Annotated in this window: 27 protein-coding genes and 1 pseudogene; 6 read left to right on the forward strand and 22 right to left on the reverse strand. The window is 66.8% G+C overall.

What is annotated here, in order from left to right; all coding sequences use genetic code 11:
* Positions 1 to 226: pseudogene (locus tag AC1D2O_RS18200) on the forward strand (hypothetical protein); the annotation flags it as partial.
* 271 nt (positions 227 to 497) lie between these two features.
* Here AC1D2O_RS18200 and AC1D2O_RS18205 read toward each other — a convergent pair.
* Positions 498 to 1,130, reverse strand: coding sequence for a response regulator (locus AC1D2O_RS18205; RefSeq protein WP_478094704.1), 633 nt, complete (start codon positions 1,128 to 1,130; stop codon positions 498 to 500).
* A gap of 107 nt (positions 1,131 to 1,237) precedes the next feature.
* On the opposite strand from AC1D2O_RS18205, the gene AC1D2O_RS18210 reads away from it, so the two are divergent.
* The 5 genes from AC1D2O_RS18210 to AC1D2O_RS18230 all read left to right on the forward strand — a co-directional run bounded on the left by AC1D2O_RS18210 (position 1,238) and on the right by AC1D2O_RS18230 (position 4,227).
* A complete protein-coding gene (locus AC1D2O_RS18210) occupies positions 1,238 to 2,578 on the forward strand; it encodes a sensor histidine kinase (RefSeq protein ID WP_478157663.1) in 1,341 nt (446 codons plus the stop codon).
* Between the two features lie 176 nt (positions 2,579 to 2,754).
* On the forward strand, positions 2,755 to 2,919 hold the full coding sequence (locus tag AC1D2O_RS18215; RefSeq protein WP_478091568.1) for a DUF1328 domain-containing protein: 165 nt from the start codon (positions 2,755 to 2,757) through the stop codon (positions 2,917 to 2,919).
* A gap of 51 nt (positions 2,920 to 2,970) precedes the next feature.
* Positions 2,971 to 3,345 (forward strand): hypothetical protein, encoded by a 375-nt coding sequence (locus AC1D2O_RS18220; RefSeq protein ID WP_478091569.1) that lies wholly within the window; start codon positions 2,971 to 2,973, stop codon positions 3,343 to 3,345.
* A 71-nt stretch (positions 3,346 to 3,416) separates the two neighbouring features.
* Positions 3,417 to 3,797, forward strand: coding sequence for a hypothetical protein (locus AC1D2O_RS18225; protein ID WP_478091571.1), 381 nt, complete (start codon positions 3,417 to 3,419; stop codon positions 3,795 to 3,797).
* The gene (locus tag AC1D2O_RS18230; protein WP_478091573.1) at positions 3,787 to 4,227 is read left to right on the forward strand and encodes a hypothetical protein; all 441 of its coding nucleotides are present in this window, start codon (positions 3,787 to 3,789) and stop codon (positions 4,225 to 4,227) included. The genes AC1D2O_RS18225 and AC1D2O_RS18230 overlap by 11 nt, the downstream gene beginning before the upstream one ends.
* Positions 4,228 to 4,343: 116 nt before the next feature.
* Here the strand turns inward: AC1D2O_RS18230 and AC1D2O_RS18235 are convergent, their stop codons facing one another.
* From AC1D2O_RS18235 to AC1D2O_RS18335, 21 genes are all read right to left on the reverse strand, one after another.
* Positions 4,344 to 4,766, reverse strand: a complete 423-nt coding sequence (locus AC1D2O_RS18235) for a BON domain-containing protein (protein WP_478091574.1) — start codon at positions 4,764 to 4,766, stop codon at positions 4,344 to 4,346.
* Between the two features lie 150 nt (positions 4,767 to 4,916).
* Positions 4,917 to 5,741: a DUF429 domain-containing protein gene (locus tag AC1D2O_RS18240; RefSeq protein ID WP_478091585.1), complete on the reverse strand. Its 825-nt coding sequence runs from the start codon at positions 5,739 to 5,741 to the stop codon at positions 4,917 to 4,919.
* A gap of 23 nt (positions 5,742 to 5,764) precedes the next feature.
* Positions 5,765 to 6,187, reverse strand: a complete 423-nt coding sequence (locus AC1D2O_RS18245; RefSeq protein ID WP_478091576.1) for a BLUF domain-containing protein — start codon at positions 6,185 to 6,187, stop codon at positions 5,765 to 5,767.
* A gap of 10 nt (positions 6,188 to 6,197) precedes the next feature.
* On the reverse strand, positions 6,198 to 6,929 hold the full coding sequence (gene folE / locus AC1D2O_RS18250) for a GTP cyclohydrolase I (protein WP_442285478.1): 732 nt from the start codon (positions 6,927 to 6,929) through the stop codon (positions 6,198 to 6,200).
* A 69-nt stretch (positions 6,930 to 6,998) separates the two neighbouring features.
* On the reverse strand, positions 6,999 to 7,757 hold the full coding sequence (locus AC1D2O_RS18255; protein ID WP_478091578.1) for an endonuclease/exonuclease/phosphatase family protein: 759 nt from the start codon (positions 7,755 to 7,757) through the stop codon (positions 6,999 to 7,001).
* Positions 7,754 to 8,224, reverse strand: a complete 471-nt coding sequence (gene nudB, locus AC1D2O_RS18260; protein ID WP_478091580.1) for a dihydroneopterin triphosphate diphosphatase — start codon at positions 8,222 to 8,224, stop codon at positions 7,754 to 7,756. The genes AC1D2O_RS18255 and nudB overlap by 4 nt, the downstream gene beginning before the upstream one ends.
* An 18-nt stretch (positions 8,225 to 8,242) precedes the next feature.
* Positions 8,243 to 10,048, reverse strand: coding sequence for an aspartate--tRNA ligase (gene aspS, locus AC1D2O_RS18265; protein WP_478091582.1), 1,806 nt, complete (start codon positions 10,046 to 10,048; stop codon positions 8,243 to 8,245).
* Positions 10,049 to 10,085: 37 nt separating this feature from the next.
* Positions 10,086 to 10,706: a DUF502 domain-containing protein gene (locus tag AC1D2O_RS18270; protein ID WP_478091583.1), complete on the reverse strand. Its 621-nt coding sequence runs from the start codon at positions 10,704 to 10,706 to the stop codon at positions 10,086 to 10,088.
* Between the two features lie 9 nt (positions 10,707 to 10,715).
* Positions 10,716 to 11,063, reverse strand: a complete 348-nt coding sequence (locus AC1D2O_RS18275; RefSeq protein WP_478157664.1) for an FmdB family zinc ribbon protein — start codon at positions 11,061 to 11,063, stop codon at positions 10,716 to 10,718.
* Positions 11,064 to 11,168: 105 nt separating this feature from the next.
* Complete coding sequence (locus tag AC1D2O_RS18280) at positions 11,169 to 12,026, reverse strand: ABC transporter permease subunit (protein ID WP_478094605.1); 858 nt, start codon at positions 12,024 to 12,026, stop codon at positions 11,169 to 11,171.
* Positions 12,023 to 12,970, reverse strand: a complete 948-nt coding sequence (locus tag AC1D2O_RS18285; RefSeq protein WP_478094607.1) for an ABC transporter permease — start codon at positions 12,968 to 12,970, stop codon at positions 12,023 to 12,025. The genes AC1D2O_RS18280 and AC1D2O_RS18285 overlap by 4 nt, the downstream gene beginning before the upstream one ends.
* Positions 12,970 to 14,070 carry an ABC transporter ATP-binding protein gene (locus AC1D2O_RS18290; RefSeq protein WP_478157665.1) on the reverse strand — a complete coding sequence of 367 codons (1,101 nt, stop codon included), beginning with the start codon at positions 14,068 to 14,070 and terminating at the stop codon, positions 12,970 to 12,972. The genes AC1D2O_RS18285 and AC1D2O_RS18290 overlap by 1 nt, the downstream gene beginning before the upstream one ends.
* A 13-nt stretch (positions 14,071 to 14,083) precedes the next feature.
* Positions 14,084 to 15,211, reverse strand: coding sequence for a polyamine ABC transporter substrate-binding protein (locus AC1D2O_RS18295; protein WP_477650760.1), 1,128 nt, complete (start codon positions 15,209 to 15,211; stop codon positions 14,084 to 14,086).
* An 86-nt stretch (positions 15,212 to 15,297) separates the two neighbouring features.
* The gene (gene ubiB / locus AC1D2O_RS18300) at positions 15,298 to 16,863 is read right to left on the reverse strand and encodes a ubiquinone biosynthesis regulatory protein kinase UbiB (protein WP_478157666.1); all 1,566 of its coding nucleotides are present in this window, start codon (positions 16,861 to 16,863) and stop codon (positions 15,298 to 15,300) included.
* Positions 16,864 to 16,924: 61 nt separating this feature from the next.
* Positions 16,925 to 17,479, reverse strand: a complete 555-nt coding sequence (locus tag AC1D2O_RS18305) for a ubiquinone biosynthesis accessory factor UbiJ (RefSeq protein WP_478094556.1) — start codon at positions 17,477 to 17,479, stop codon at positions 16,925 to 16,927.
* 284 nt (positions 17,480 to 17,763) lie between these two features.
* The gene (locus AC1D2O_RS18310; protein WP_478157667.1) at positions 17,764 to 18,804 is read right to left on the reverse strand and encodes a Tim44 domain-containing protein; all 1,041 of its coding nucleotides are present in this window, start codon (positions 18,802 to 18,804) and stop codon (positions 17,764 to 17,766) included.
* Positions 18,805 to 18,832: 28 nt separating this feature from the next.
* On the reverse strand, positions 18,833 to 19,564 hold the full coding sequence (gene ubiE / locus AC1D2O_RS18315) for a bifunctional demethylmenaquinone methyltransferase/2-methoxy-6-polyprenyl-1,4-benzoquinol methylase UbiE (protein ID WP_478094740.1): 732 nt from the start codon (positions 19,562 to 19,564) through the stop codon (positions 18,833 to 18,835).
* Between the two features lie 70 nt (positions 19,565 to 19,634).
* Positions 19,635 to 20,066 carry a gamma-butyrobetaine hydroxylase family protein gene (locus AC1D2O_RS18320; RefSeq protein WP_478094738.1) on the reverse strand — a complete coding sequence of 144 codons (432 nt, stop codon included), beginning with the start codon at positions 20,064 to 20,066 and terminating at the stop codon, positions 19,635 to 19,637.
* A complete protein-coding gene (locus AC1D2O_RS18325) occupies positions 20,066 to 20,512 on the reverse strand; it encodes an HIT family protein (protein ID WP_478157668.1) in 447 nt (148 codons plus the stop codon). Before AC1D2O_RS18325 ends, AC1D2O_RS18320 begins: the two co-directional genes overlap by 1 nt.
* Positions 20,509 to 24,405, reverse strand: a complete 3,897-nt coding sequence (locus AC1D2O_RS18330) for a DUF3683 domain-containing protein (protein ID WP_478157669.1) — start codon at positions 24,403 to 24,405, stop codon at positions 20,509 to 20,511. The genes AC1D2O_RS18325 and AC1D2O_RS18330 overlap by 4 nt, the downstream gene beginning before the upstream one ends.
* Positions 24,406 to 24,620: 215 nt before the next feature.
* Positions 24,621 to 26,384 carry a hypothetical protein gene (locus AC1D2O_RS18335; RefSeq protein WP_478157670.1) on the reverse strand — a complete coding sequence of 588 codons (1,764 nt, stop codon included), beginning with the start codon at positions 26,382 to 26,384 and terminating at the stop codon, positions 24,621 to 24,623.
* Positions 26,385 to 26,395 lie beyond the last annotated feature (11 nt).

The raw sequence follows: 26,395 nt of genomic DNA on the forward strand, positions 1-26,395 counted from the left end.
GGCCATCGTCGATCTGTTCCTGAAGCAGGGAAGCGGACTTGGCGTGCTGCAGACCTGTCTGGCGCGCCGGCCGAATCAGAAGGTTGTGGTGCTCAGCAACTACGCCACCCCCGACATCCGCAAACGCTGCGCCCAGTTCGGCGTCGATGCGGTGTTCGACAAGTCGAACGAGATCGACGGCCTGATCGACTTCTGCATCGCGCAGGCCGCCGCCCGCACTGCATGAGTTGCTCGCCCCCAGGTTGCCCGGCACTTCGTGTCCGGGCGCCCACCCCCTACCGGGGGCGCAGTCAGCGGCCCGGCGAAGCCGGTTCCGCGACTGCCCACGGACAGGCACGCTGCGCGCAGCCGTCGAAAGACCACTGCGCCTGTTCGTTCGGCCGGCGCAGCCAGGCCCGTTGGTGAAACACCGCGGAACCGGCTTCGCCGGGCCGCTGGTGTTGCCCCCGGTAGGGGGTGGGCGCCCGACACGAAGTGCGGGCAACCTGGGGGCGAGCCTAGTCGATCAGTTTGTTCTTGAGGGCGTAGTAGGTCAGGTCGCTGTTGGAGGACAGGTTCATCTTCTCCATCAGGCGCGTGCGGTAGGTGCTCACGGTCTTCACCGACAGCGACAGCGTCTTGGCGATGTCGCCCGCGGTTTCGCCCTTGGCCAGCTTGAGAAAAACCTGGAACTCACGCTCCGACAACTGCTCATGGGGCGCCGCGTTGTCCTTGCGGTCGAGCTGACGCGCCAGCAGTTCGGCCACCGCCGGCGTGATGTAGCGCCGGCCCAGCGAGATGGTGCGGATCGCATTCACGATCTCGATCGGCTCGCACTCCTTGTTGAGGTAGCCGCTGGCGCCCTGGCGAATGAGGTTCATCGCATAGTGCTCCTCGGGATAGCCGCTCAGGATCAGGATGCCGACGTCCGGCGCCTTGGCACGGATCATGGCCAGCGCATCGATGCCGCTCTGGCCCGGCATCGAGAGGTCCATCACGAGCACATCGAGTTCGGTGGTCCGTACGAGTTCGATCGCTTCGCGGCCGCTGGCCGCCTCACCCACCACGCGAAGATCGACGTGCTCCGAGAAAAACTGGCGCAAGCCGGAACGCACGATGGCGTGGTCGTCCGCAATCCCGATCTTGATCATCTGTTACCTTCGTCGTTGTATTGCCGTCTTTTGCGTCGCAACATGCCGATCCCTGGACGACTCCGATTATTCCCGAATTTGAACTGCAGGCATTGCCCGGAAACCTCATGCGCTGGATAGCTTTCCCCCAGATGGCCCTCGGCCTCACGCTCGCCGCACTGGCGGCGCTGGCGCTGGTGGGCATCAACGAGGCCGGCTACCAGCAGTCGTACCGCGCCTTGCAGGATGTCAGCGACGCGCAGAAGGCACGCAGCGTGCTCAACCTGATGCTGCAGAACGTCCTCGATGCCGAAACCGGGCAGCGCGGTTTCCTGCTGACGGGCGAAGCCCGCTATCGGGAGCCCTACGACCTCGCGCTGAAGCAGGTGGACGGCCATCTGGCGACGCTCCAGGCCCTCTATGCAGGGCGGCCGAACGAACTCGCGCAGCTGGGCGAGCTGTCCAAGCACGTGGCGCGCAAGCTCGCAGAGATGGAAATGAGCGTGCGCCTGCGCCAAAGCGGCAACGAGGACGCCTGGAAGTTCGTCATCACGACCGATGTCGGCCGCGAGGAGATGGAGGCCATCCGCGGCCAGGTTCAGGCGCTGATTGCGACCAGCAACGACGAGCTGGCGCGCGGGCAGGCCCAGATCGCAAGTTCGCTGCACTTCGGCCGCATCGGCATCGCGCTGGTGGCGCTCGCGGGGCTGGCCGCGTTCTACCTCTACCTGCGCCAGACCCATGCGTTGCGCTCGGCCGGCGAGCGCCAGCAGGAGGCGCTGCAGCGCGAACGCAATGCGCTCGAAGGCGAGGTGCGGGAGCGTACCGCGACGCTGGCCGAACTGGCCACCCACCTGCAGCAGGTGCGGGAGTCCGAGCGCGGGTTCCTGGCGCGCGAACTGCACGACGAGCTGGGCTCGCTGCTGACGGCCGCCAAGCTCGATGTCGCGCGCCTGAAATCCAGGCTCAACGACGCGCCCGACGCGACGCAGCGGCTGCAGCACCTGAACGAGCTGCTCAACAGCGGCATTGCGCTCAAGCGTCGCATCATCGAGGACCTGCGCCCCTCCTCGCTGTCCAATCTGGGCCTGGTCGCCTCGCTGGAGATCCTCGGACGCGAGTTCGCCGAGCACTCGGGCATGGAGATCGAGATGGTGCTCGAACCCGTCGAGCTCGACGAGGACAACCAACTCACGGCCTATCGCATGGTGCAGGAGAGCCTGACCAACATCGGCAAGTACGCGCAGGCCACCGAGGCCAGCATCGTGATGAAGAACTACGGCAACCATGTGGTCATCGAAGTGATCGACAACGGCAAGGGCTTCGATACCCAGCACGCACGTCCTTCGACCCACGGGCTCGCGGGCATGCGCCATCGCGTGCAGGCCGCCAAGGGCAAGCTCACCGTGTCGTCGACGCCCGGCAAGGGCACGCACCTGAGCGCGATCCTGCCCGCCAAGCGGGCCTGAGTCCGGCGGCCTCGCCCCGGGCCGCCACCGCCCCTTTCGGTTCTCTCCTACGCCCCCAGGCCGCTGCTGCTGACAGGGTCTTCGCGGCCGGCCTCTTAACGTGGACCCCAAGCCGCTCCCGTCGCGAACGCGCCGGGGTCTTCACGTCAAACGGGGCCACCCTCGAAGGAGTCAGCATGTTGCACTACGCCGTCGTGTTCCTGGTCATCGCCTTGATCGCCGCGCTGTTCGGATTCGGTGGCATCGCCGCCAGTGCAGTGGGAATCGCGAAGATTCTCTTCGTCATCTTCATCGTTCTCGCGATCGCCAGCTTCATCGCGGGCTTGATGCGACGCCGCTAGCGTCGTTACGATGGGCGGGTAACGCAATCATTTTCCGGAAGGACCCATTTCATGAACTCGACCACCAAGACGCCTTCGCAAATCGCCGATGAGGCGCGTCAGACGGCCAGCGATGCCATCGACACCACGCGGGCCTACGCACAGAATGCCGTGAATGCCGCCGGGGAGAAGGTTCGCGACCTGCGTCGCGATGCCGAGCCGGCCGTGGAGCAACTGGCGGCGCGCGTCCAGCAGGCGGTCCAGCGTGGGCTGGATGCCGCATCGACCACCAGCGCCCGGGCTCAGCGCCGCTTCGAAGCCGCCGCCGACGTCACGGGGAAGTACATCGCCGACCAGCCGGTACGCTCGGTGCTCGTGGCCGCCGCCGCCGGTGCCGCCATCACCGCGCTGATCGTCCTGGCGAGCCGCCGCCGCAACGACTACTGATCCGCCGCAGGCGTATTTTCAAGCGGAGCGCGGCTTCGGCCGCGTCCCTCCGCTTGAGCCTGCGCAGCACCATGCTCCATCCCATCGTCTCGACGGCGCTCGGCCACCCGGAGCTGATCGCCGAACACCTCGCCAACTACGGCGCACTGGTACGGCAGGAATCCCAGGAGGCCAGCCGCAGTCTGGTCGCCCGAATGGCGGCGAGCGTCCTGGCGGCGGTCAGCGCCATGCTGGCATTGGGGCTGATCGGCGTCGCCGTGATGCTCGGCGTGCTGCATGGCAGCTTCCACTGGGTGCTGGCCGCGGTGCCGGGGGTCGCGGTCCTCGTTGCCGTGGTATCGGCGCTGATCGCGGCACGCCCCTCACCCTTCCACGCGTTCGCGGACCTTCAGGCCCAACTCGACGCCGATGTGCAGGCGCTTCGCCAGGCCGGAGAGCGCCATGGCCGTTGACTCTCGACCCCTCACGCCGCAACAGCGGCTCGCGATGTCCCGCAGGGCGCTGGTCGCCCAGTTCCGGAGAAGCCTTCCCGAGGACGAGGGACTCTACGCCATGGCGCTTCCACCGGCCAGCCCAGGGGCGTTCAAAGACCTCGCCTGGGCGCCCGTGGCACGCCATGTGGTGCGCCGCTGGTGGCGCCGGCATCCCGCGAACGCGGCCGGCCAGATCGCACGCCCGCTCCTCGAGCGCTATGCGCGCGAGCAGCCGGCCAGGCTGATGGGTGCAGCGGCGGCGGCCGGCGCGCTGGTCGTGCTGGTCAAGCCCTGGCGCCTGCTCTCGACCGCCGCGGTGATTGCCGCGGTCCTGAAGACCTCCGATGTGGCCGACCTGGTCACCACGCTGATGCAGAGAGACACCACCCCGCGAAAGGACCTCCCATGAGGTCCGCCAGATGATCGCGCTGGTTCGCTGAGCGGCCCGCCGCACGACAAAAAGCCCGGGAGACCGGGCTTTTTGCATGGGCGCATCGATGGCTATGGCTCGACGATGATGCGGACCTACATCGCCTTCACTTCGAGCTTGTTGTCGACGCCGTTGACGCCCCTGACGGACTTGGCGATCTCCTCGGCTCGCGCCTTCGCGTTGGCGTCCGGAGCCGGACCGCTGAGGGTCACCTGGCCGCCCTTGGTGTCGACGTCGATCTTGATGGCGCTCAGGTCCGGATCCTTGGCCAGGCCAGTCGACACCGCGGCCGTGATCGAAGCGTCGTCCACCGCCCCGGCCACCGACGTCACCGCGGATTCCGTCCTGGCCTTGGCGCCAGCGCCAGCCTGCTCGGTCCTGGCGATCGCCGAATCCACCTTCTGGCCGACGGTCTCGTCGCCCGCCTTGTCGCAGGCGCCCAGGGCCAGCGCGCTTGCGGCCAGCATCAGCGCCACCCAGCGGCGAACGTTCGGATTGACTTGTTTCGGATGGGTCATGGGAACCTCCTGTCTGTCTCGAGAGAAAGGGCCACCGTGAGTTGGATCACCGGTGGCTCACCGAACCGCCAATTCCAATCTAGCGAGACCGAGCGGGGGGCGCGGCGGGCAGCGTCTTGTCCTGCCGTAGGACGCCGGGAGGCCGGGAGGTCAGGCCGTCACGATCCAGCCTTCGATCGGATCGACCGCCGCGGGCAGACCGTAGCCCGGGCCCGGACGACTGCCGCTTCGCGCGGCCCCCCAGGCCGCCTGCACCAGGCAGAGCGCCGCGTCGAGGCGATCGCCCTTGGCATCGTCCAGCAACAGCCGCCGTGACCGTCCGTCGAGCGCGAGTTGCAGCCCGAGTCGCGCCGAGCCCGCTTCCAGCGCATCCAGCAAGTCCCCGCGCGCCTGCCGGCGCTCGTTGCTCTGGCCAGCGGCCGCGTCGCTCTTGTAGCTTCGCCGGCCGATCAGCTCGCGTGCCAGCAGCCCCGGATAGGCTTCCAGTGCTACGCGCGAACTGCCTTCGGCCGGCACGCGCAGGCCCGGCAACGCAGCGCCGGCGGCCACCAGCCGAGGCACGCCGGCATGCAGCATGAACGCGACCGGCGGATTGACCCATTTCATCGAAGGACTGGATCCGGCGGGACCGTCGGTCTTCCGGTGGGCGAATTTCCCGCCCTGGGGCCGACCCGCACAGAAGGCCGCGAAGGCACGGCGGATCTCCTCGCGGCCGAGGCCGGCATAGTGGGCGATCAGCGGCTCCCATTGCAGCGGCCATCCCAGGTGCTCGACCAGCTCGCGCGGCAGGCCGAACGGAAGGTCGAAGGCGCCCACCCACGCCGGCTGGTCGCCGAGCCAGCGCCCCCAGTCGTCGAGTGACGTGAAGTACTCGAACCCGGCAAGTTCCACGCGCGCGTCCCGCGCCGTCCCGAGCGCGACCACGATCGGCTTGCGCGGCTTCGGCGCGCTGGAAAAATCGCAGCCGAGCAGCAGCGGCAGGGTCGGCAGGGGGGTCTTCAGTGGCGTCCGACGATGGCCGCGGTCGCCATCAGTTCTTCCAGCAGCGCGAGCGAGACCACGCCCGACACCGAATAGGGATCGAGCTCGGCGCGCTCCGAATACTTGAGCAGCGTCGAGGCGTTGAGCTTCGACAGGTTGACCTGCCCCATCGTCCAGCCACCGAACCGGCGTTCGGAGATCTCCTCGTAGTACAGCAGCACCACGTCCTTGTGGCGCGGGTCCCGCTGGATGTGGCCATAGAGCTCGCTGATCGCCGTCCGGCCGCCTTCGATACCCTGCAGGAACACGCCCGCCCCATAGCAGAGGATGCCGGTGATGCCGCAGGCGGTGTTGTGCTGACGCGATTGCGCGAGGATGGCCTCGACGGCCTCCGGACTGGTGTCCACGGCGCGACTGGCGTAGAGAAGGCGTACGAGCATGGTGTGCGGCTCAGCGCTTGCGCGGAAGAAGGGAAAGGAATTCTCGGCGCAGGTTGGGGTCCTTCAGGAAGACGCCGCGCATGACCGAGTTGATCATCTTGCTGTCCATCTCCTTGACGCCGCGCCACTGCATGCAGAAGTGCTCGGCCTCGACCACCAGCGCCAAGCCGTCGGGCTGGGTCTTTTCCTGGATCAGGTCGGCCAGTTGCACCACCGCCTCCTCCTGGATCTGCGGCCGGCCCATCACCCATTCGGCCAGCCGCGCGTATTTCGAGAGCCCGATCACGTTGGTCTTCTCGTTCGGCATGACGCCGATCCAGAGCTTGCCGATGATCGGGCAGAAGTGGTGCGAGCAGGCGCTGCGCACCGTGATCGGGCCGACGATCATGAGCTCGTTGAGATGCTCCGCATTGGGAAATTCGGTCAGCGGGGGGGGCGGCACGTAGCGGCCCTTGAACACCTCGTTGACGTACATCTTCGCCACGCGGCGGGCCGTGTTGTCGGTGTTGTGGTCGTTCTCGATGTCGATCACCAGGCTCTCGAGCACGTGCTTCATCTTGCCCTCGACCTCGTCGAGCAGGCCCTCGAGTTCACCGGGCCGGATGAATTCCGCGATGTTGTCGTTGGCGTTGAAGCGGCGGCGGGCGGCGACGAGGCGCTCGCGAATCTTCACGGACACAGGCGTGCCCTCGTCTTCATCCCCTGCAGCGGGGCGCGGTACGGCGTCGATGGTCCTTAGCATCCGCGCATCGTATCAGCGAATGGAATTCCCGCGATGGCCCTACTGCGCCCTACCCGCCTGCGCGCCCAGCTATTGTTTTGATAGCGAAAAATCGGTCACGAGCGGCAGGTGGTCGGACATGCGGGCCCAGATCGATCCGCGCGGCACCGAGGAGGCGACCGGTTCGAGCTGCCGGGCGTAGATGAAATCGAGTTGGGCGACCGGCAGCCGCGAGGGGTAGGTCAGCGTGCGCGGCCCGCGCAGGTCGCTCGAGTCGCGCATGCCCATCGCATTCATCGCGTAGCGCATCCGCGCGCCCCAGTCGTTGAAATCGCCGGCCACCACCAGCGCCTCGGTGGACGGAATCTCGCGTTCGATGAAATCGCGCAACTGTGCGATCTGGCGGATCCGGCTGCCCTTGATCAGGCCCAGATGCACCACGATGGTGTGCACGGTGCTGCCGTCGACGTCGATCGCCACGTGCAGCAGGCCGCGCTGCTCGAAGCGGTGGTCCGAGATGTCCTGGTGGGTCTTGCGCAGCACCGGCCAGCGCGTCAGCAGCGCGTTGCCGTGCTCGCCGTGCTTGGTGATGGCATTGGTCTCGTAGACCGCCGTGTAGCCCTCAGGCGCCAGGAAATCCGCTTGCGGCAGCTCGGGCCACCGATTGAAGCGCGCGGCCGCCTGGCGGTTCATCTTGCGAACCTCCTGCAGGCAGATGATGTCGGCATCGAGCTGTTCGATCGCATGGCCGAGGTTGTGGATCTCCAGGCGCCTGGCAGGGCCGATGCCCTGCACACCCTTGTGGATGTTGTAGGTGGCTACACGGAAGCTGGTCGCCGAAGGATTCATTGCACAAATTGTGGCAGCAGCAAGATGGCCGCGGCGTTGGTCGGAGAAAAAGTGGCCTCCGCCGCTTCTTGGTAGGGGAGCCACCGCCAGGCCGTGTGCTCGCAAGGATCGAGCCGCGGTGTCAGCCGCTCGGGCACGCAGAGGCCGAACACATGCTCGGTGTTGCGGGTCACGCCGGGCGCGTAGCGGGCACGCCAGCGGGGCCAGATCTCGTAGACGTTGCGTCGCTGCCAGTCGACCAGCCGGGGCGCGAGCGCGCTGCCCGGACCACAGAGGATGCCGGTCTCCTCCTCGACCTCGCGCGCCGCGGTGCGCGCCAGCGGCTCGTCCTCGAAGTCCTTGCTGCCGGTGACCGACTGCCAGAGGTCATCGGCGCCGGCACGGCGGATCAACAGCACATCGAGCGCCGGCGTGTGGACCACGACCAGCACTGACTCGGGAATCTTCCAGGGCCGCCGCTCGCTCATGCTGGCGACCCTTCGTCCTCAGGCTGCCTGCGGCGTGTTGCGCAGCTTGATGTGCAGCTCGCGCAGCTGCTTCTCGTCCACCGGGCTCGGCGCCTGCGTCAGCAGGTCCTGCGCGCGCTGCGTCTTCGGGAAGGCGATCACGTCGCGGATCGACTCGGCGCCGGTCAGGAGCATCACCAGGCGGTCGAGGCCGATCGCAATGCCGCCGTGCGGGGGTGCGCCGTACTGCAGCGCGTCCAGCAGGAAGCCGAACTTGTTCTGCGCATCCTCGGCGTTGATCTTGAGCGCGCGGAACACCTTGCTCTGCACTTCCTCGCGGTGGATACGGACCGAGCCGCCGCCCATCTCGATGCCGTTGAGCACCATGTCGTAGGCCTTGGCGATGCACTTCTCGGGGGCCGTATCCATGAGGTCTTCATGACCGTCCTTGGGGGCCGTGAACGGGTGGTGCACGGCCGACCAGCGCTGGCCTTCCTCGTCGAACTCGAACATCGGGAAGTCGACCACCCACAGCGGCGCCCAGCGGTCGTCGAACAGGCCGTTCTTCTTGCCGAAGGCGCTGTGGCCGATCTTCACGCGCAGCGCGCCGATGGCGTCGTTGACGACCTTTTCCTTGTCGGCGCCGAAGAACAGGATGTCGCCGTTGCGGGCGCCCGTGCGCGCGATGATCTCGGCCAGCGAGGCGTCGTTGAGGTTCTTGACGATCGGGCTCTGCAGGCCTTCGCGGCCCAGCGCTGCATCGTTGACCTTGATATAGGCCAGGCCCTTGGCGCCGTAGATCTTGACGAATTCCTGGTAGCCGTCGATCTCGCCGCGCGAGAGACCGCCCTCGCCGCCGCCGCCCGGCACACGCAGCGCGACCACGCGGCCGCCCGGCGTGCTGGCGGCCTGGGCGAAGACCTTGAATTCGACATTGCGCATCACGTCGGTCAGTTCGGTGAATTCGAGCTTGACGCGCAGGTCGGGCTTGTCGGAGCCGTACTTGAACATCGCGTCGCCGTAGCTCATCACCGGGAACGGCGGCAGCTCGACCTCGGCCGCGGCGCGGAACACCTTGCGGATCATGCCCTCGAACATTTCGCGAATCTCTTCCTCGGCCATGAACGAGGTCTCGATGTCGATCTGCGTGAACTCGGGCTGGCGGTCGGCGCGCAGGTCCTCGTCGCGGAAGCACTTGACGATCTGGTAGTAGCGGTCGTAGCCGGCCACCATCAGCAGCTGCTTGAAGAGCTGCGGCGACTGCGGCAGCGCGAAGAAGCTGCCGTCGTGCACGCGGCTCGGCACCAGGTAGTCGCGCGCGCCTTCGGGCGTCGACTTGCCGAGCATCGGCGTCTCGATGTCGATGAAGCCGTTGGCGTCGAGGAACTTGCGCACCTCCATCGTGACCTTGTAGCGCAGCATCATGTTGCGCTGCATCGCCGGACGGCGCAGGTCGAGCACTCGGTGCGTCAGGCGGGTGGTTTCCGAGAGGTTGTCGTCGTCGAGCAGGAACGGCGGCGTGACCGAGGGATTGAGCACCTTCATCTCGTGGCACAGCACTTCGATCTTGCCGCTCTTGAGGCTGTCGTTGACCGTGCCCTCGGGGCGCGCGCGCACCAGGCCGGTGACCTGGACGCAGAACTCGTTGCGCAGCCCTTCGGCGGCGGCGAAGGTGGAAGCGCGATCCGGATCGCACACCACCTGGACGTAGCCTTCGCGGTCGCGCAGGTCGATGAAGATCACGCCGCCGTGGTCACGCCGGCGATTGACCCAGCCGCAGAGGGTGACGGTCTGTCCGAGGAGGGCTTCGGTCACGAGACCGCAATAGTTTGAACGCATGGCCATAGATGGATTCCGGCGCCGCGAAGGCGCGTCTTTGTCTTTACTTGATCGCGATCGTTGCGGGGCCGCCAGGAACGACCACCCCCATCGACACGATGTACTTGAGCGCGTCGTCCACGCTCATCCGGAGTTCGATGCAGTCGCTGCGCTTGAGCATCACGAAATAGCCGCCGGTCGGGTTGGGCGTGGTCGGCACATAGACACCGAGGTAGTCGCCGCCGCCAAGGTGGCCGACCACCTCATGGCCGGGCGTGCCGGTCACGAAGGCGATGGTCCAGGAACCCGCACGCGGCCACTCGATCAGCACCGCGGTACGAAAGGCATTGCCGTTCTCGGAGAACAGCGTGTCGGAGACCTGCTTGACACTGGAGTAGATCGAGCGCACCACCGGTATGCGGCGCACCACCGCATCGCCCCAGCCCAGCAGCCGCTTGCCGACGAAGTTGCTCGCGATCGCGCCGACCGACAGCAGGATGGTCAGCGTCAGCAGCACGCCGAGGCCGCGCACCTTGTGCTCGTTGAGGTACTTCTGCCACGTTTCCGGCAGCAGCCACAGCGTCTGGTCGAGCGTGCCGATGATCCAGTTCAGCACGCCGAGCGTGATGGCCAGCGGCACGATCACCAGCAAGCCGGAAAGGAGCCATTTCCGCAGCGCGAGCATGGCTTGGCCTCAGTCGCTGCCCGATGAGGGTGCTGGAGCCGGTGCTGGAGCCGGTGCCGGCGCCGGCGACGCAGCGCTCGCGGGCGCGTCGGCGGGCTTGGCTGCCGCGCCTTCCACCGGCGCGGCAGGGCTGGCAGCGCCCTTCTCGCCGCTGTCCGCGGCTTTCTTGCCTCCGCCGTCCCGGAAATCGGTCACGTACCAGCCCGAGCCCTTGAGCTGGAAGCCCGCGGCGGTGAGCTGCTTGCTGAACGCGCTGGCGCCGCAGGACGGGCACTCCGAGAGCGGCGCGTCGGACATTTTCTGCAGCACGTCCTTGGCAAAGCCGCAGGCACTGCACTTGTAGGCGTAGATAGGCATGGAATTGGGGGGGCGGAAGGGAACGGCCGGCGGCCGCTCGCAAAGCCCTCCATTATAGGCGCCCGCCCGCCACCGAGGCCGTCGGCGCGGCCGCCCTGCGCGCGGCTACGTCGTCGATTCGGCACCCCCCTTGAGTGCAGCGTGCTGCTGCCTGTAGCGCCTGCGCTCCCGCGCCGCGATCAGGTAGCTCGAACCCACGACGAACACCGCCACCACGAAGATCACCACGGTGGCCAGCGCATTGACGGTCGGATCGAGCCCCAGGCGGGCCCGCGAGAAGATCACCAGGGGGAGCGTGGTCGAGCCGGGCCCGGACAGGAACGCCGACATCACGACGTCGTCCAGCGACAGAGTGAACGTCAACAGCCAGGCAGCCACGAGCGACTGCGCGATCATCGGCAGCGTGACGCGCATGAAGACCTGCAGCGGCCGGGCACCGAGATCCTGGGCGGCCTCCTCGAACTGGGGATTCAGGTCGCGCAGGCGGGCACTGATCACCACGGTTGCATAAGCCAGGCCGACGAGCAGATGGCCGAGCCAGATCGTCACCATGCCGCGCTCCGGAAAACCGAAGAGGCGCTGGATCGAAACGAGCATCAGCAGCAGCGACAGGCCGACGATCACTTCCGGCATCACCAGCGGGGCGCTGACCATGCCGGAAAAGAAGGCGCGCCCCTTGAACCGCGCAAAGCGTTCCAGCGCAAAGGCAGCGAGGGTCCCCAGCACGACGGCGGCGCTCGCGGTGGCCGCGGCGACCCTGAGCGAAAGAAAAAGCCCCGATCGAATTTCCTCGTCGCCGGCGAGCTTGGCGTACCAGCGCAGGCTGAAGCCGGCCCAGACGTTCGGCACCGGGGAATCGGTGAAGCTGAAAACGACCAGCGCCGCGATCGGCAGGTAGAGGAAGACCAGCCCCAGCGTCAGCCAGATGCGGCTGGTCCAGCGGCCTGCGGACGTGACGATCATGAACGCGCCACCTTCGCCTGGCTGTTGTTGAAGATCGCCAGCGGCACGATGATGAGCAGCACCATCACGACCGCGACGCCCGAAGCCAGCGGCCAGTCGTTGTTGGAGAAGAACTCGTCCCAGAGCACGCGGCCGATCATCAGCGTTTCCGGCCCGCCCAGGAGTTCCGGGATCACATACTCGCCCACGCAGGGAATGAAGACCAGCATCGCGCCCGCGATGATCCCGCTCCTGGACAGCGGCACCGTGACCCGCCAGAACGCCTGCCAGGGCGTGGCCCCCAGGTCCTGCGCGGCTTCGAGCAACTGCAAGTCCAGCTTGGACAGCGTGGCATACAGCGGCAGCAGCATGAAGGGCAAGTAGGTGTAGACCATGCCCAGCACGAGCGAAAATGGGCTGTACATGAACTCGCCCGGCGCCGGGATCAGCCCCAATGGGTAGAGCAACTGGTCGGCACGGAGGTGGATGAGCAGCCTTCCGACCCAGCCGGTCTGCGCATCCAGCAGCCCTTTCCAGGCGTAGACCCGCAACAGGAAGCTGGTCCAGAACGGCAGCATCACGGCCATCAGCAGCAACGGCTGCAGGGCGGTGGAGGCGCGCGCCATGAAGTACGCGAACGGATAGCCGATCACGAGGCAGATCAGGGTCGTGATGCCAGCGTACATCAGCGACCGCCCATAGGTCGCCAGGTAGAGGTTGTCCTGGAAGATGGTCGCGTAGTTCTGGAGCTTGAGCCTCACGACCAGTTCCTGATCGGCGTACGCGAACAGGCTGCTGATCGTGGCGCCGTCCATCTCGGCGAAGCTGATGCGCAGGACAATGAGAAACGGCAACAGGAAGAAAGCCAGCAGCCAGAAATAGGGCACGCCGATCACAAGGCGCCGCCCTCGCATGAGCGTTTTCCAACCGGGCAAGCCGCCGCGGTCGGCTTGGGCGTGTTTCATCAGTTTTTCAGGACGACCTGGGAGGTCGGCAGCCAGTGGGCCCAGACCCTGTCCCCCGGCACCGGAGCGCCTTCCCGATGCCGGGTGGCGTTCTCGACGTTGACCTTGAGCACGGCGCCGCTTGGCAATTCGAGGTGGTACAGGGTGTAGCCACCGAAGTAGGAAAGGGCCTTGACGACCCCTTGGACCCTGTTGCGGTCATCGTCCGGCGGCTCCGTGCCCAGTTGGATCTTCTCGGGCCGCACGGCGACCACGACCGGCTGGCCTTCGATACCGGTGATGCCGTGATCGACCCGATGCACGACGTCGGCGCATTCGATTTCGGCATGGTCGGCCTCGTCCACCACGACCTTGCCTTCCATCAGGTTGACGTTGCCGATGAAGTCGGCGACGAAGCGGGTCGCGGGACTTTCGTAGATGTCGGCCGGGCTGCCGACCTGCAGGAAACGACCCTCGCTCATCACGGCCATGCGCGAGGCCATGGTCATGGCTTCCTCCTGGTCGTGGGTCACCATCACGCAGGTCACGCCGACCTGCTGGATGATGTTGACCAGCTCGATCTGCGTGTCCTCGCGCAGCTTGCGGTCGAGCGCGCCCAGCGGCTCGTCCAGCAGCAACAGCTGGGGGCGCTTGGCCAGGCTGCGCGCGAGGGCCACGCGCTGCTGCTGGCCGCCGGACAGCTGGTGGGGCTTGCGCTTGGCGAACCGGGTCAACTGCACCAGACGCAGCATTTCGTCCACGCGGGATGCGATCTCGGCCCTGGGCAGCTTGTCGCGCCGCAAACCGAAGGCGACGTTGTCCCAGACCGTCAGGTGCGGAAAGAGCGCATACGACTGGAACATCATGTTGACGGGGCGCTCATAGGGCGGCAGCCCCGCGAGATCCACCCCGTTCAGCACGATGCGCCCCGACGAAGGCAACTCGAACCCCGCGAGCATCCGCAGCAGCGTGCTCTTGCCGCAGCCCGAGGATCCGAGCAGCGCGAATATTTCGCCCCGCGTGACATCGAGACTGACCTGGTCGACGGCGCGGAACTCGCCGAAGTTCTTGCTGACGGACTCGATTCGCAGGAAGGCGCCGCCACCGGTGGGAACATTCATGCCGGCAAGCCCCTCAGCGATTGGCCTTGAAGTTGGTGAAGGTGCGCGTGATGAGCCTGAGCGTCGCCTGGTCGGGCGTATCAGGCGCGATCATCGTCGCAAGCGCGGCTTCGTCCGGAAACACGGCCTTGTCCTTCGCCAGCACGGGGTTGACGAACTTCGTCGCGGCCTTGTTGGGGTTCGCATAGAACACCTTGTTGGTCAGCGAGGCATGCACTTCGGGCCGCAGGATGTAGTCGATCCACTTGTAGGCGTTCTCCGGATGCTTGGCGTCCTTGGGGATGGCCATGGTATCGAAGAAGAGAAGGCCCCCGGTCTTGGGCAACAGCACGTCGAGGTCCTGCGGGTTCTTGGCCTTGGTCGACTTGTCCTTGGCGATCATGATGTCGCCGGACCAGCCGATGACGGCACACAGCTGGCCCTTGGCCATCTGGTCGATGTAGTCGGAGCCGGAGCCGGAAAAGCGGGTCACGTAAGGGCGCACGCCCTTGAGCATTTCACCGACCGCCTTGTAGTCCTCGGGGTCCTTGCTGCGCGGATCCTTGCCCAGGTACTTGAGAGCGATCGGCACGATCTCGGAGGCCGTGTCCAGATAGGCCACGCCGCAGCCCTTCAGCTTGGCCATGTACTCAGGCTTGAAGACGAGATCCCATGCGTTGTCCGGCAGCGGCTTGCCGCCCAGCGCCTGCTTGACCTTGTCCCGGTTGATTCCCACCGTCGTGTAGCCCCAGAGCCAGTCGACCAGGTGCTCGTTGCCGGGGTCCATCTTGGCCAGCTGGGCCTGGATGGCCGGGTCGAGATTCGCGAGGTTGGGGATCTTGGACTTGTCCAGCTTCTGCAGCAGGCCGGCCTTGATCTGCATCTTGGCGAAATGGGAGCCGGGCACCACGATGTCGTAGCCGCTCATGCCCGCCACCAGCTTGGCGTGAAGGGCCTCGTTGCTGTCGAACAGGTCGTAGCGGACCTTGATCCCCGTCTCCTTTTCGAAGTTCTTGATCGTGTCCTCGGCGATGTAGTCCCCCCAGTTGTAGATGTTGAGGACCTTCTCCTCATCCGCCCGCGCGACGGGCGACGCCAGCACCGCAAAGGCGCAGGCCAGCGCACCCAGGAGCAGGCGGGGACGCAAGGACATCGAACTCATGGACGAAACCTCCGGACAGGAAAGCAAAGAACAACAAAACGACTCGAGGGTTGCCTCGGCGCGGTGSCGGCCGGCACCGCGGGCCCCTAGAAAAGACGCACGCGCACCAGCACCTGCATCGCGATCAACCCCAATACAAAACCTATGCCACCGTAGATGATCGCCTGCAGGAGCCGGTTGGTGCGCTTCTGGGCGGCCAGCAGTTCCAGCAATTCGCTGCGGTGGTCCGGGGGGCGATTCTCCAGGAAATCGTGCATCAGTCGAGGCAACTGGGGCAGCAATTTCGCGTAGCGCGGCGCCTCGGCGCGCAATTGCTCGAACAGCTTGCGCGGGCCGATCTGGTCGGTCATCCACTTCTCGAGGAAGGGCTTGGCGGTGTGCCAGAGATCGAGCTCGGGGTCGAGCTGGCGGCCCAGGCCCTCGATGTTGAGCAGGGTCTTCTGCAGCAGCACCAGCTGCGGCTGGATCTCGACATGGAAGCGGCGCGAGGTCTGGAACAGCCGCATCAGCACCATGCCGAGCGAGATCTCCTTGAGCGGCCGGTCGAAGTAAGGCTCGCAGACCGTGCGGATCGCCGCCTCGAGCTCGTCGATGCGGGTGCCGGGGGGCACCCAGCCGCTCTCGAGGTGAAGCTCGGCCACGCGCTTGTAGTCGCGGCGGAAGAAGGCGACGAAGTTCTGCGCCAGGTACTCCTTGTCCGATTCGGTCAGCGTCCCGATGATGCCGAAATCGAGCGAGACGTAGCGCCCGAAGCTTTCCGGCTCCAGACTGACCTGGATGTTGCCCGGGTGCATGTCGGCATGGAAGAAGCCGTCGCGAAAGACCTGGGTGAAGAAGATCGTGACGCCATCTCGTGCCAGCTTCGGGATGTCGACGCCGGCTGCCCGCAGGCGGTCGAGCTGGGCGATCGGCACGCCCTTCATGCGCTCCATCACCATGACCTCGGGATGGCAGAAGTCCCAGTACATCTCCGGGATCAGCACCAGCTTGAGCTGTTCCATGTTCCGGCGCAGTTGGGCCGCATTGGCAGCCTCGCGCACCAGGTCGAGCTCGTCGTGCAGGTACTTGTCGAATTCGCGGACCACCTCGCGCGGCTTCAGCCGCTTGCCGTCGGCCGACATGCCCTCGACCCAGCCGGCCATCATGGCCATCAGCGCAAGATCCTTCTCGATCACGTCGCGCATGCCAGGGCGCAGCACCTTGACCGCCGCCTCGCGCACCGAGCCGTCGGCCAGGCGAACCGTCGCGAAGTGCACCTGGGCGATCGATGCGCTGGCGACCGGTGTCTCGTCGAACTGCACGAAGATGTCGCCGATCGGTCGCCGGAAGGCGCGCTCGATGGTCGCGATCGCCACCTTGGACGGAAACGGCGGCACCCGGTCCTGGAGCCAGGCGAGTTCGTCGGCGATGTCCGGCGGCAACAGGTCGCGCCGGGTCGACAGCACCTGCCCGAACTTGACGAAGATCGGTCCCAGTCGCTCCAGCGCCTCGCGCAGCCGCTGGCCGCGCGGCGCATCGAGGTTGCGGCCGACCGACACGATGCGCGCCACTGCGCGCAGCCAGGGTTTCTGGAAGCTCGAGAGCACAAGCTCGTCGAGGCCGTAGCGAAGCGCGACCCAGACGATGAAGGCGCCGCGGTAGATCCGCCTCATTCGAAAACCCGCGCGTTGCGCGCTGCGGTGTTCGCCTTGGGCTTGGTAACGATCCGGCGGCTCATTCGGCGCCTGCAGAACCGTCGGCCCTGCCCGGACGCTGGCCGACGAACTGCCGCAGTGCCTCCACCACGCGGCGGGCGCCGCTCGCGATGGTGTGCGCCGGCACGTCGCCGATGGCACGTGCGAGATCGTCTTCGACGTCCCAGCGCACATGATCGATCAACCAGTTGACCTCCGCGGCCAGCTGCACGTCACCCTCGATGCGCACGGCCGGCTTGTCGCCGCGGACGGCAGCCCGCGCGAGGCCGAAGGGCGACGCCTCGGTCACCGTCAGCGTGAGTTCGGCAGTGGCGCCTTCGGGCGCGAGGTCGAGCAGCCCCGCCGGCGTCGCGACGAACTGCATCGTCACGAAGAGCCACTCGAACTGCACCACGCGCCCCTGCAGCCGCAGCAGGCGCTGCTGGGCCTCGGGTTCCTGCTGGAGCACATGGTTGAGGAAAAGCACGGTGCGATGCTGGATCTCGTGGACAGCCCAGGGCGGCGGCTGCAGACGGCTGCCGACGCGATTGGCGAGGTCTTCCAGAAACGAAAAAGGAGACGATGGTGTAACCATGTCCGTATTATCGCGCTCGCCCCCAGGTTGCCCGGCACTTCGTGTCCGGGCGCCCACCCCCTACCGGGGGCGCAGCCAGCGGCCCGGCGAAGCCGGTTCCGCGGCTGCCCGCGAACGGGCGCGCTGCGCGCAGCCGTCGAAAAACCACAGCGCCGATTGCTTTGGCCGGCGAAGCCAGGCCCGTTGGTGAAACACCGCGGAACTGGCTTTGCCAGGCCGCCGGTGTTGCCCCCGGAGGGGGGGTGGGCGCCCGGACACGAAGTGCCGGGCAACCTGGGGGGAGCCTACTGCAACGCCTGCACCCCGGCCACCAGCCAGCCGCTGCCGCCCTTGGTGTCCTTGGTCATGTTCCAGACCTCGCGGAACGGGCTCGGGCCGGCCGACACGTCCTCGCGGATCATGCCGGAGAACTCCACGCTCGCCAGGTAGGCGTCGGGCAGTTCCTCGATGCCGAGCAGCTTGGCGTCGAGCATCACGACCTCGGTCTTGTTCGCCTGGCCGCCGGTGTGGGTCTCGCGCTCGGCCAGTTGCTGGCGGATCTCACCCACCATGCCATCGGTCATCATGGAGCGCAGGGTGCCGATGTCGGCGCGATCCCAGGCGTCCTGCAGGGTCACGAAGTTGCGCTTCGCCGCGGTGAGGAAGCCGTCGGCATCGAAGCCGGCGGGAATGCCCCACGACTGGGAGCCCGCCAGGGCCGACCCGATCATGCTGCCGCCCGCGGCGGCCGCGCCGGCCATCGACGAACCGCTGGTGCGATCCGCCGGATGCTCGGGCTGCTGCGAAGCGCTGGCGTCGAAAGCCGTGGCATTGTTCTCCCAGGGGCGCGCCGAGGCGTCGTTGCCGACATTCCGGGGGCTGTACTGGGGCGGTGCCGTGGCATCCGCCGGACTGCCTGCGCCCTGGAAGGCGAAACCGCCGGCGCGCGGCGAGGCGGCCGCACGCGAGCGGGCCGCGAAGATCCGCCACACGACCACTGCCGCCAGCACCAGCAGGCCGATCAGCAGGATGTTCCCGAAGGCGGCGCCGAGGCCGAGCGAATGCGCGAGCCAGGCCAGGCCGAGGCCAGCGGCCAGGCCGCCGAGCATCCCGGCCCAGGGCTTCTTGGGCGCCGCTGCGGCAGGGGCCGCCGCGGCCGGCTTGGCGGCGGTGCTATTCACGTTTTGTGCCGGTGCCGCCGGCGTGGCGGACGGCGTGGCCTCACGCTGCGTCACGTTGCCGGACTGCTTGCCGACCGACCTGCCGCCACCCATGCGGGCGGCACTGGCGTCGATGCTCACAACGGCCAACGCAAACACCAGCAACAAGGACCCAATTTTCTTCATGACGTCTCCAATTCGGCGAAAAACAGCTTCAACACTTGATTCCAACATGCAGGGCAACCACGCCGCCCGTCAAATTGTGATAGTCCACATGACCGAAACCGCCCTCCTTCATGAGGGTCTTGAGGTCTTCCTGGGCCGGATGCATGCGGATCGATTCGGCCAGGTAGCGGTAGCTGGCGTCGTCGCCGGCCACCACCTTGCCCAAGCGCGGCAGCACGCTGAACGAATACCAGTCGTAGGCCTTGCGCAGCGGTTTGGCGACCTTGGAAAACTCCAGCACCAGCAGCTTGCCGCGCGGCTTCAGCACGCGGTTCATTTCCTTCAGCGCAACATCCTTGTGGGTCATGTTGCGCAAGCCGAAGGCGACGGTCACGACATCGAAGTGGTTGTCTGGAAACGGCAGCTTCTCGGCATCGCAGACCAGCGTGGGCAAGGCGACCCCGGCATCGAGCAGGCGATCGCGGCCGGTGCGCAGCATGGCCTCGTTGATGTCGGTGTGGACCACCTCGCCGCTGGCCCCCACCTTCTTGGCGAAAGCGAGTGCAAGGTCACCGGTGCCGCCGGCGATGTCCAGCACCTTGGAGCCTTCGCCGACGTTGGCGACCATCACCGTGTAGGCCTTCCAGGCGCGGTGCAGTCCCATCGACATGAGGTCGTTCATGAGGTCGTAGCGCGAGGCGACCGAATCGAAGACGCCGCGCACGCGCTTCGCCTTGTCGCTTTCGTCGACCGATTCGAATCCGAAATGGGTGGTGCTCATGCACCCGATGTTAGGCCGGAAGCGTTCACATCAAGCCGGATAACCCGCAGGGGCACCGGACTTTCCGTGCTCAATGGCTGCCGCAGGCGTGTCCGCCGTGGCCCGACGCGGCCGCCTTGTCGGCCATCGGCGCGTCACGGTCGACGCCCGCGGCGGCCAGGCGCCGCTCGTACTCGGCCCACAGCTCGGCCTCGCGCGCGCCGAGGTCGTAGAGCAGATCCCACGAGAAAATACCGGTGTCATGGCCGTCGCTGAAGGTCGGCTGCACCGCATAGTTGCCGACCGGCTGCAGGTCGACCAGGTCGACCTCGCGCTTGCCGGTCTGCAGCACCTCCTGGCCGGGCCCGTGGCCCTGCACCTCCGCCGAGGGTGAATAGATGCGCATGAGCTCGAACGGGATGCGGAAGGTCGCGCCGTCGGAAAACCCCACCTCCAGCACGCGCGACTGGCCGTGCACCGTGATCGACTGGGGCGTCGGTGCGCCCGCCTGCAAACCTGCCATCAGAAACTCCTTGTCGCCAGACGCTGGATCATCTCGCGTTCCAGCGCCGGCCGTTGAATCTCGATCTCCCGTTCGCGCTGCGGGTCGCACGCGCGCTGCGGCGCGGCCCACACAGGCGAGGGAAAGCGGCTGTCCCAGTCGAAGCGTGCGATCACGTGCCAGTGCAGGTGCGGGACCATGTTGCCGAGGGCAGCAAGATTGATCTTGACCGGCGCCAGGACGTCGCGCAGGCACTGCTCCACCACGGCCACGGCCTCCATGCACAGGGCGCGGTCCGCCGGAGCCAGGTCGGACCACTCGGCCACATGGTCGGTCCAGACGACGCGGTAGAAGGCCGGGAAGCCCGCTTCGGACGCATGGATGACGCGCAGCCTGGCGGCCTGGAAGACCAGGCGCCCGCCGGGCTCGTCGCACAGCGGACAGCCCGCCACGTGTTTCGGCGTCATACCAGCACGCGTTCGATGCCGCCGTGGTTGGCGGCGGCCACGTACGCGGGCATCCAGTCCTCGCCGAGGATCTTGTTGGCCATCTCGACCACGATGTAGTCGGCTTCGAGCAGGCCGTTGTTCAGGTCGTTGCCGTAGCGGCTCAGGCCCTGCAGGCAGCTCGGGCAGCTGGTGAGGATCTTGACGTTGGCGCCGGGCGCGACCTTGCCCGCATCGCGCAGCGCCGCCTCGCCCTTCTTCAGCTCCTCTTCCTTGCGGAAGCGGATCTGGGTCGAGATGTCCGGACGGGTCACGCCCAAGGTGCCGGATTCGCCGCAGCAGCGGTCGTTCTTGAGCACGTTGTCACCGACCAGTGCCTTCACGGTCTTCATGGGATCCTGCAGCTTCATGGGCGTGTGGCAGGGGTCGTGGTAGAGGTAGCCTCCACCGCCCGCACCCGCCGAGTCCGCCAGCGTGATGCCCTTCTCGAGCAAGTATTCGTGGATGTCGATGATCCGGCAGCCCGGGAAGATCTTGTCGAACTGGTAGCCCTGCAACTGGTCGTAGCAGGTGCCGCAGCTCACCACCACGGTCTTGATGTCGAGGTAGTTGAGCGTGTTGGCGACGCGGTGGAAGAGCACCCGGTTGTCGGTGATCATCTTTTCGGCCTTGTCGAACTGGCCGCTGCCGCGCTGCGGGTAGCCGCAGCAGAGATAGCCTGGCGGCAACACCGTCTGCACGCCCGCATGCCACAGCATCGCCTGCGTGGCGAGGCCCACCTGCGAGAACAGCCGCTCCGAGCCGCAGCCGGGGAAATAGAACACCGCCTCGGTCTCCGGCGTGGTCGCCTCGGGGTTGCGGATGATCGGCACGTAGTCGGCATCCTCGATGTCGAGCAGCGCGCGCGCGGTCTTCTTGGGCAATCCACCGGGCATCTTCTTGTTGATGAAGTGGATGACCTGCTCCTTCATCGGCGCCGGACCGAGCGTGGCGGGCGGCGCGGCGGTCTGCTTCCTGGCCAGGCCACGCAGCAGGTCATTGGCCAGGCGCTGGACCTTGAAGCCGATGTCGACCATGCCGGTGCGCATCATCTTGATGGTCTGCGGATTGGTCGCATTGAGGAAGAACATCGCGGCCGCGTTGCCCGGCCGGAAGGACTTCTGGCCCATCTTGCGCAGCAGGTTGCGCATGTTCATCGAGACGTCGCCGAAATCGATGTTGACCGGGCACGGCGTGAGGCACTTGTGGCACACGGTGCAGTGGTCGGCCACGTCCTCGAACTCTTCCCAGTGCTTGATGCTGACGCCGCGCCGGGTCTGCTCCTCGTACAGGAAAGCTTCCACCAGCAGCGAGGTCGCGAGGATCTTGTTGCGCGGCGAATAGAGCAGATTGGCGCGCGGCACGTGGGTGGCGCACACCGGCTTGCACTTGCCGCAGCGCAGGCAGTCCTTGACGCTGTCGGCGATGGCGCCGATGTCGCTCTGCTGCATGATGATCGACTCGTGCCCCATCAGGCCGAAGCTCGGCGTGTAGGCATTGGTCAGGTCGGAGTGCAGCGCGCTCCCGTCGGCCGCCTGGTGCTCCCCGCTGCGCAACAGCTTGCCCTTGTTGAAGCGGCCTTCGGGGTCGACCTTCTTCTTGTAGTCGGTGAAGGGCTGCAGCTCCTCATCGCTCAGGAACTCGAGCTTGGTGATGCCGATGCCGTGTTCGCCCGAGATCACGCCGTCGAGGCTGCGCGCCAGCGCCATGATGCGCACGACGGCCGCATGGGCGGTCTGCAGCATCTCGTAGTTGTCGCTGTTGACCGGGATGTTGGTGTGGACGTTGCCGTCGCCGGCGTGCATGTGGAGCGCGATCCAGACGCGGCCCTTGAGGACGCTCCGGTGGATCTCGCTGCACTCGGCGAGGATCGGCGCGAACTCGGCGCCGGTGAAGATCTCCGCCAAGGGCGCGCGCAGCTGCGTCTTCCAGCTGGCGCGCAACGAATGGTCCTGCAGTTGCGGGAACAGCGTCCCGACCTGGTCGAGCCAGCCCTGCCACAGGGCCCTGACCTCGCCCACCAGCGCCACCGCCTGGGCCACGCGGTCTTCCAGCAGCTCGGCTGCCGGGATGTCGTTGGCGTCCTCGCGCTTTCCCAGCGGCAGGTTGCCCCGCGCCAGGAAGTTTTCCAGCGCATCGGCCAGCGCGATCTTGTTCTGCAGCGACAGCTCGATGTTGACGCGCTCGATGCCGTCGGTGTATTCGGCCATCCGCGGCAGCGGAATGACCACGTCCTCGTTGATCTTGAAGGCGTTGGTGTGCCGGCTGATGGCGGCGGTGCGCTTGCGGTCGAGCCAGAACTTCTTGCGTGCCTCGGGACTGATCGCGATGAAGCCCTCGCCGCTGCGCGAATTGGCGATGCGCACCACTTCGGAGGTCACGCGCGCCACCGTGTCGGCGTCGTCGCCGGCGATGTCGCCGAACAGCGCCATCTTCGGCAATCCGCCATGGCGCTTCGACTTGGTCGCATAGCCGACGGCCTTGAGATAGCGGTCGTCCAGGTGCTCCAGCCCGGCCAGCAGCACCCCCGAGCGCTTCTGCTCGGCGAACATGAAGTCCTTGATCTCGACGATGCTCGGCACGGCGTCCTTCGCGTTGCCGAAGAACTCGAGGCAGACCGTGCGGGTGTGGGCCGGCATGCGATGCACGATCCAGCGGCAGCTGGTGATCAGGCCGTCGCAGCCTTCCTTCTGGATGCCGGGCAGGCCCGACAGGAACTTGTCGGTGACGTCCTTGCCGAGGCCTTCCTTGCGGAAGGTGCGGCCCGGAATCTCGAGCCGCTCGGCGCGCAGCGGGGTCTTGCCGTCGGCGGCGAAGTACTGGAGCTCGAACAGCGCGCTCTCGGCGTCGTGGATCTTGCCGAGGTTGTGGCCGACCCGGGTGACCTCCAGCCACTCGGCGTCCGGCGTCACCATCCGCCACGAGGCCAGGTTGTCGAGTGCCGTGCCCCACAGCACGGCCTTCTTGCCGCCCGCGTTCATCGCCACGTTGCCGCCCACGCAGGAGGCCTCGGCCGAAGTCGGATCGACCGCGAACACGAAGCCCGCGCGCTCGGCCGCATCCGCGACCCGCTGGGTGACCACCCCGGCCTCGGTCCAGATCGTCGGCACCGGCGCTTCGAGACCGGGCAGCTCGCGCAACTCGACCTCGGTCATGGCCTCGAGCTTCTCGGTGTTGATGACCGCGCTGTTCCAGGTCAGCGGGATCGCGCCGCCGGTGTAGCCGGTGCCGCCGCCGCGCGGAACGATGGTGAGGCCGAGCTCGATGCAGCCCTTGACCAGTCCGGCCATCTCGGCCTCGGTGTCGGGCGTCAGCACCACGAAGGGGTACTCGACCCGCCAGTCGGTGGCGTCGGTCACATGCGACACGCGCGACAGGCCGTCGAACTTGATGTTGTCCTTGGCGGTGAGCCGGCGCAGCGCCCGCGTGGCCTTGCGCCGCAGGGCCGCGACCTCGCGGAACATGCCGTCGAAGGCCGTGACTGCCTGCGCCACCAGGCCGGTCAGCTCGCCGACGGACGCATCGCGCTGGGCATCGGTGTCGGGCGTGCGGCGCTTCTGCACCTCGCCCAGTCGGTGGTTGAGCGCCTCGACCAGCTGGCCGCGGCGACGCGGGTTGTCCAGCAGGTCATCGACCAGGTAGGGGTTGCGCTGCACCACCCAGATGTCGCCCAGGACTTCGTAGAGCATGCGGGCCGATCGACCGGTGCGGCGCTCCGAGCGAAGGGTCTGCAGCAGTTCCCAGCCGCGCCCGCCCAGAAGGCGGATCACGATCTCGCGATCGGAAAAGCTGGTGTAGTTATAGGGGATCTCACGCAGTCGCGCAGGCTCTGCGGCCTGCGACAACAACGCCGTCAACGCGGTCGGAGCATTCATCGGGGAGTGGCCTCGGTCGGGCGCTGCGCGCCCATGAACCAGGGGGGAACGGATTTTAAGTCAGCCCCGATGGCCATGCCGGCGCCCGGGCACCCGGGGCGTTCCGGCGCGGCTTGATGAATCGGGGTCGCTCGTGCCGGGCGGACAAAAAAAAACGGCCCGCGTGAAGCGGGCCGTTCCGTGGATGCCGGCGTCATGCCGGCCTTTCTACGGGATCAGGGCACGTTGGCCGTCTTGAGGTGGAACGGCTTGCCGGGCAGGGCCATGGCGCCACCGTACTCGATGCCGATGGAGCCCGTGGGCGTCACGGGGCACCCGTTGGGCGCCGGGCAGGCCTTGCCGTCGATGAAGATCACCGGTCCGTAGCGGTAGTTCCTGATGGCCTTGCCGGCGTAGTCGGCCACGCTCACGATGTTGTTCGAGTTGGCGAAGTTGTCCGCGTCCTCGATCGAGATCGGATCGATCATGCGCGTGTCCTGCAAGGTGCGCACGATGCTGCCGCTGTTGCCGTTGGACGCAAAGCGCACCCACGAGATCTTGCGGTCGCCGCGCGAACTCACCAGCACCTGCTGCGACAGCGGATCGATGYTGCTGCTGCTGGTGTTGGTCGGCTCCGCCTTGGACGTCGCGATCGAGGTCGGATTGCGCCCGAGGCCSGTGACCGTGCCAACCTCCGTGAAGGCATTCGGCGAGGGCGCCGGGGCCGCACCGCCCGAGGCATAGCCGTCGAGGCTGTAGATGTGCATCGTGCCGTCCTGCGTCGCGAYCCAGGCGCGCRTCGCACTGCCGTAGAGGCTGGTCTTCACCGCCGTGGGCCGGCCCGACAGCGACACCGTCTTCGCCACCGTCGGMAYCTGCGAAGKYTSCTGMGYGAAGGTGTAGGGCCACTGGTTGTCGGCCTGCCCGAGGCTCGCCATCCTCGACGTGAAGGTCGCCAGGTCGCCCCCGAAGTAGACGYTGTTGACGTAGGTGAACAACGGCTTCAGGTCGATGAAGGCCRCCTTCTGCTCCGACTTGGAGATCACCACCGCCACGCCGCTCTTGGGGTACCGGCCGTAGTTGCTGCCGCCGCTCAGGAAGCTCTGGCGGTTGGTCTGGCTGGTCAGCGGCGTCCTGTAGCCCAGGAAGACGCCGTCGGGGAGCAGGGCGCCCCACTGGTCCATGCCCGTGGTGACCGAGATCTCGGTCGGCGCCGTCATGCCCGGCAGGTCGACATAGCCCAGGATCTTCATGAAGGCGATGACCCCCACATTCATCAGACCGGGGTACGGTGCAGCCCACTCGTTCCAGTAGTCGATGTCAGTCTTCTTGTAGGGATCGCAGTTGTTGCACAGGCCGGCCAGCGCAACCACCGCGACCTGGCCCTTGAGGGCGGTCGTGTCCCAGACCGTGACCAGCGCGAATTCGCTGTTGTTGGTCACCGCGATGCCGGTCGGTACCTTGTTGGCCGGCAGTTTCACCGTCGTCTGGGTGCTCGAGGTGTTGGAGCCGGTGGTGCCGATCAGGCCATTCTGGTAGACCACCAGGCTCTGGTTGCAGAAGCCCGAACGCCCGCTGCACCGGCCCACCGCCACCGGATCCCCGTTGACGAGGCCGGCGGCCTTGTAGGCCTTCGCATTGATGCTGTCGAGGTTGCCACCCGCCGCGCCGCCGATCGTCCAGCTGATCTGGGGCGTCTGCGCGAAGACGTTGTACTGGTAGCCCGACACCTGAATGTCGGTGGCCCCCATGCGTTGCGTCGAGTCATCCGCGACGTACGCCAGGTTGGCCCAGTTCGTGGAATAGAGGCCGGCGTCGGATTGCGGCGGACCGGCGATCTGCCAGGTGCCCGCCAAAGCGCCGCGACCCGGGATGTCGAGCGGATTGGCCGCGTCTTTCGCAACCAGCGTCGGAATGCCCGCGTTGCCCACTGCGTAGGACGCGGCATCCGGACCGTAGCGATAGGCCAGGCCGGCGTCCTTGCCCATTTTGGCCGCCATGTCGCGATAGG

It is taken from the genome of Variovorax sp. P1_G12, from assembly GCF_056405555.1.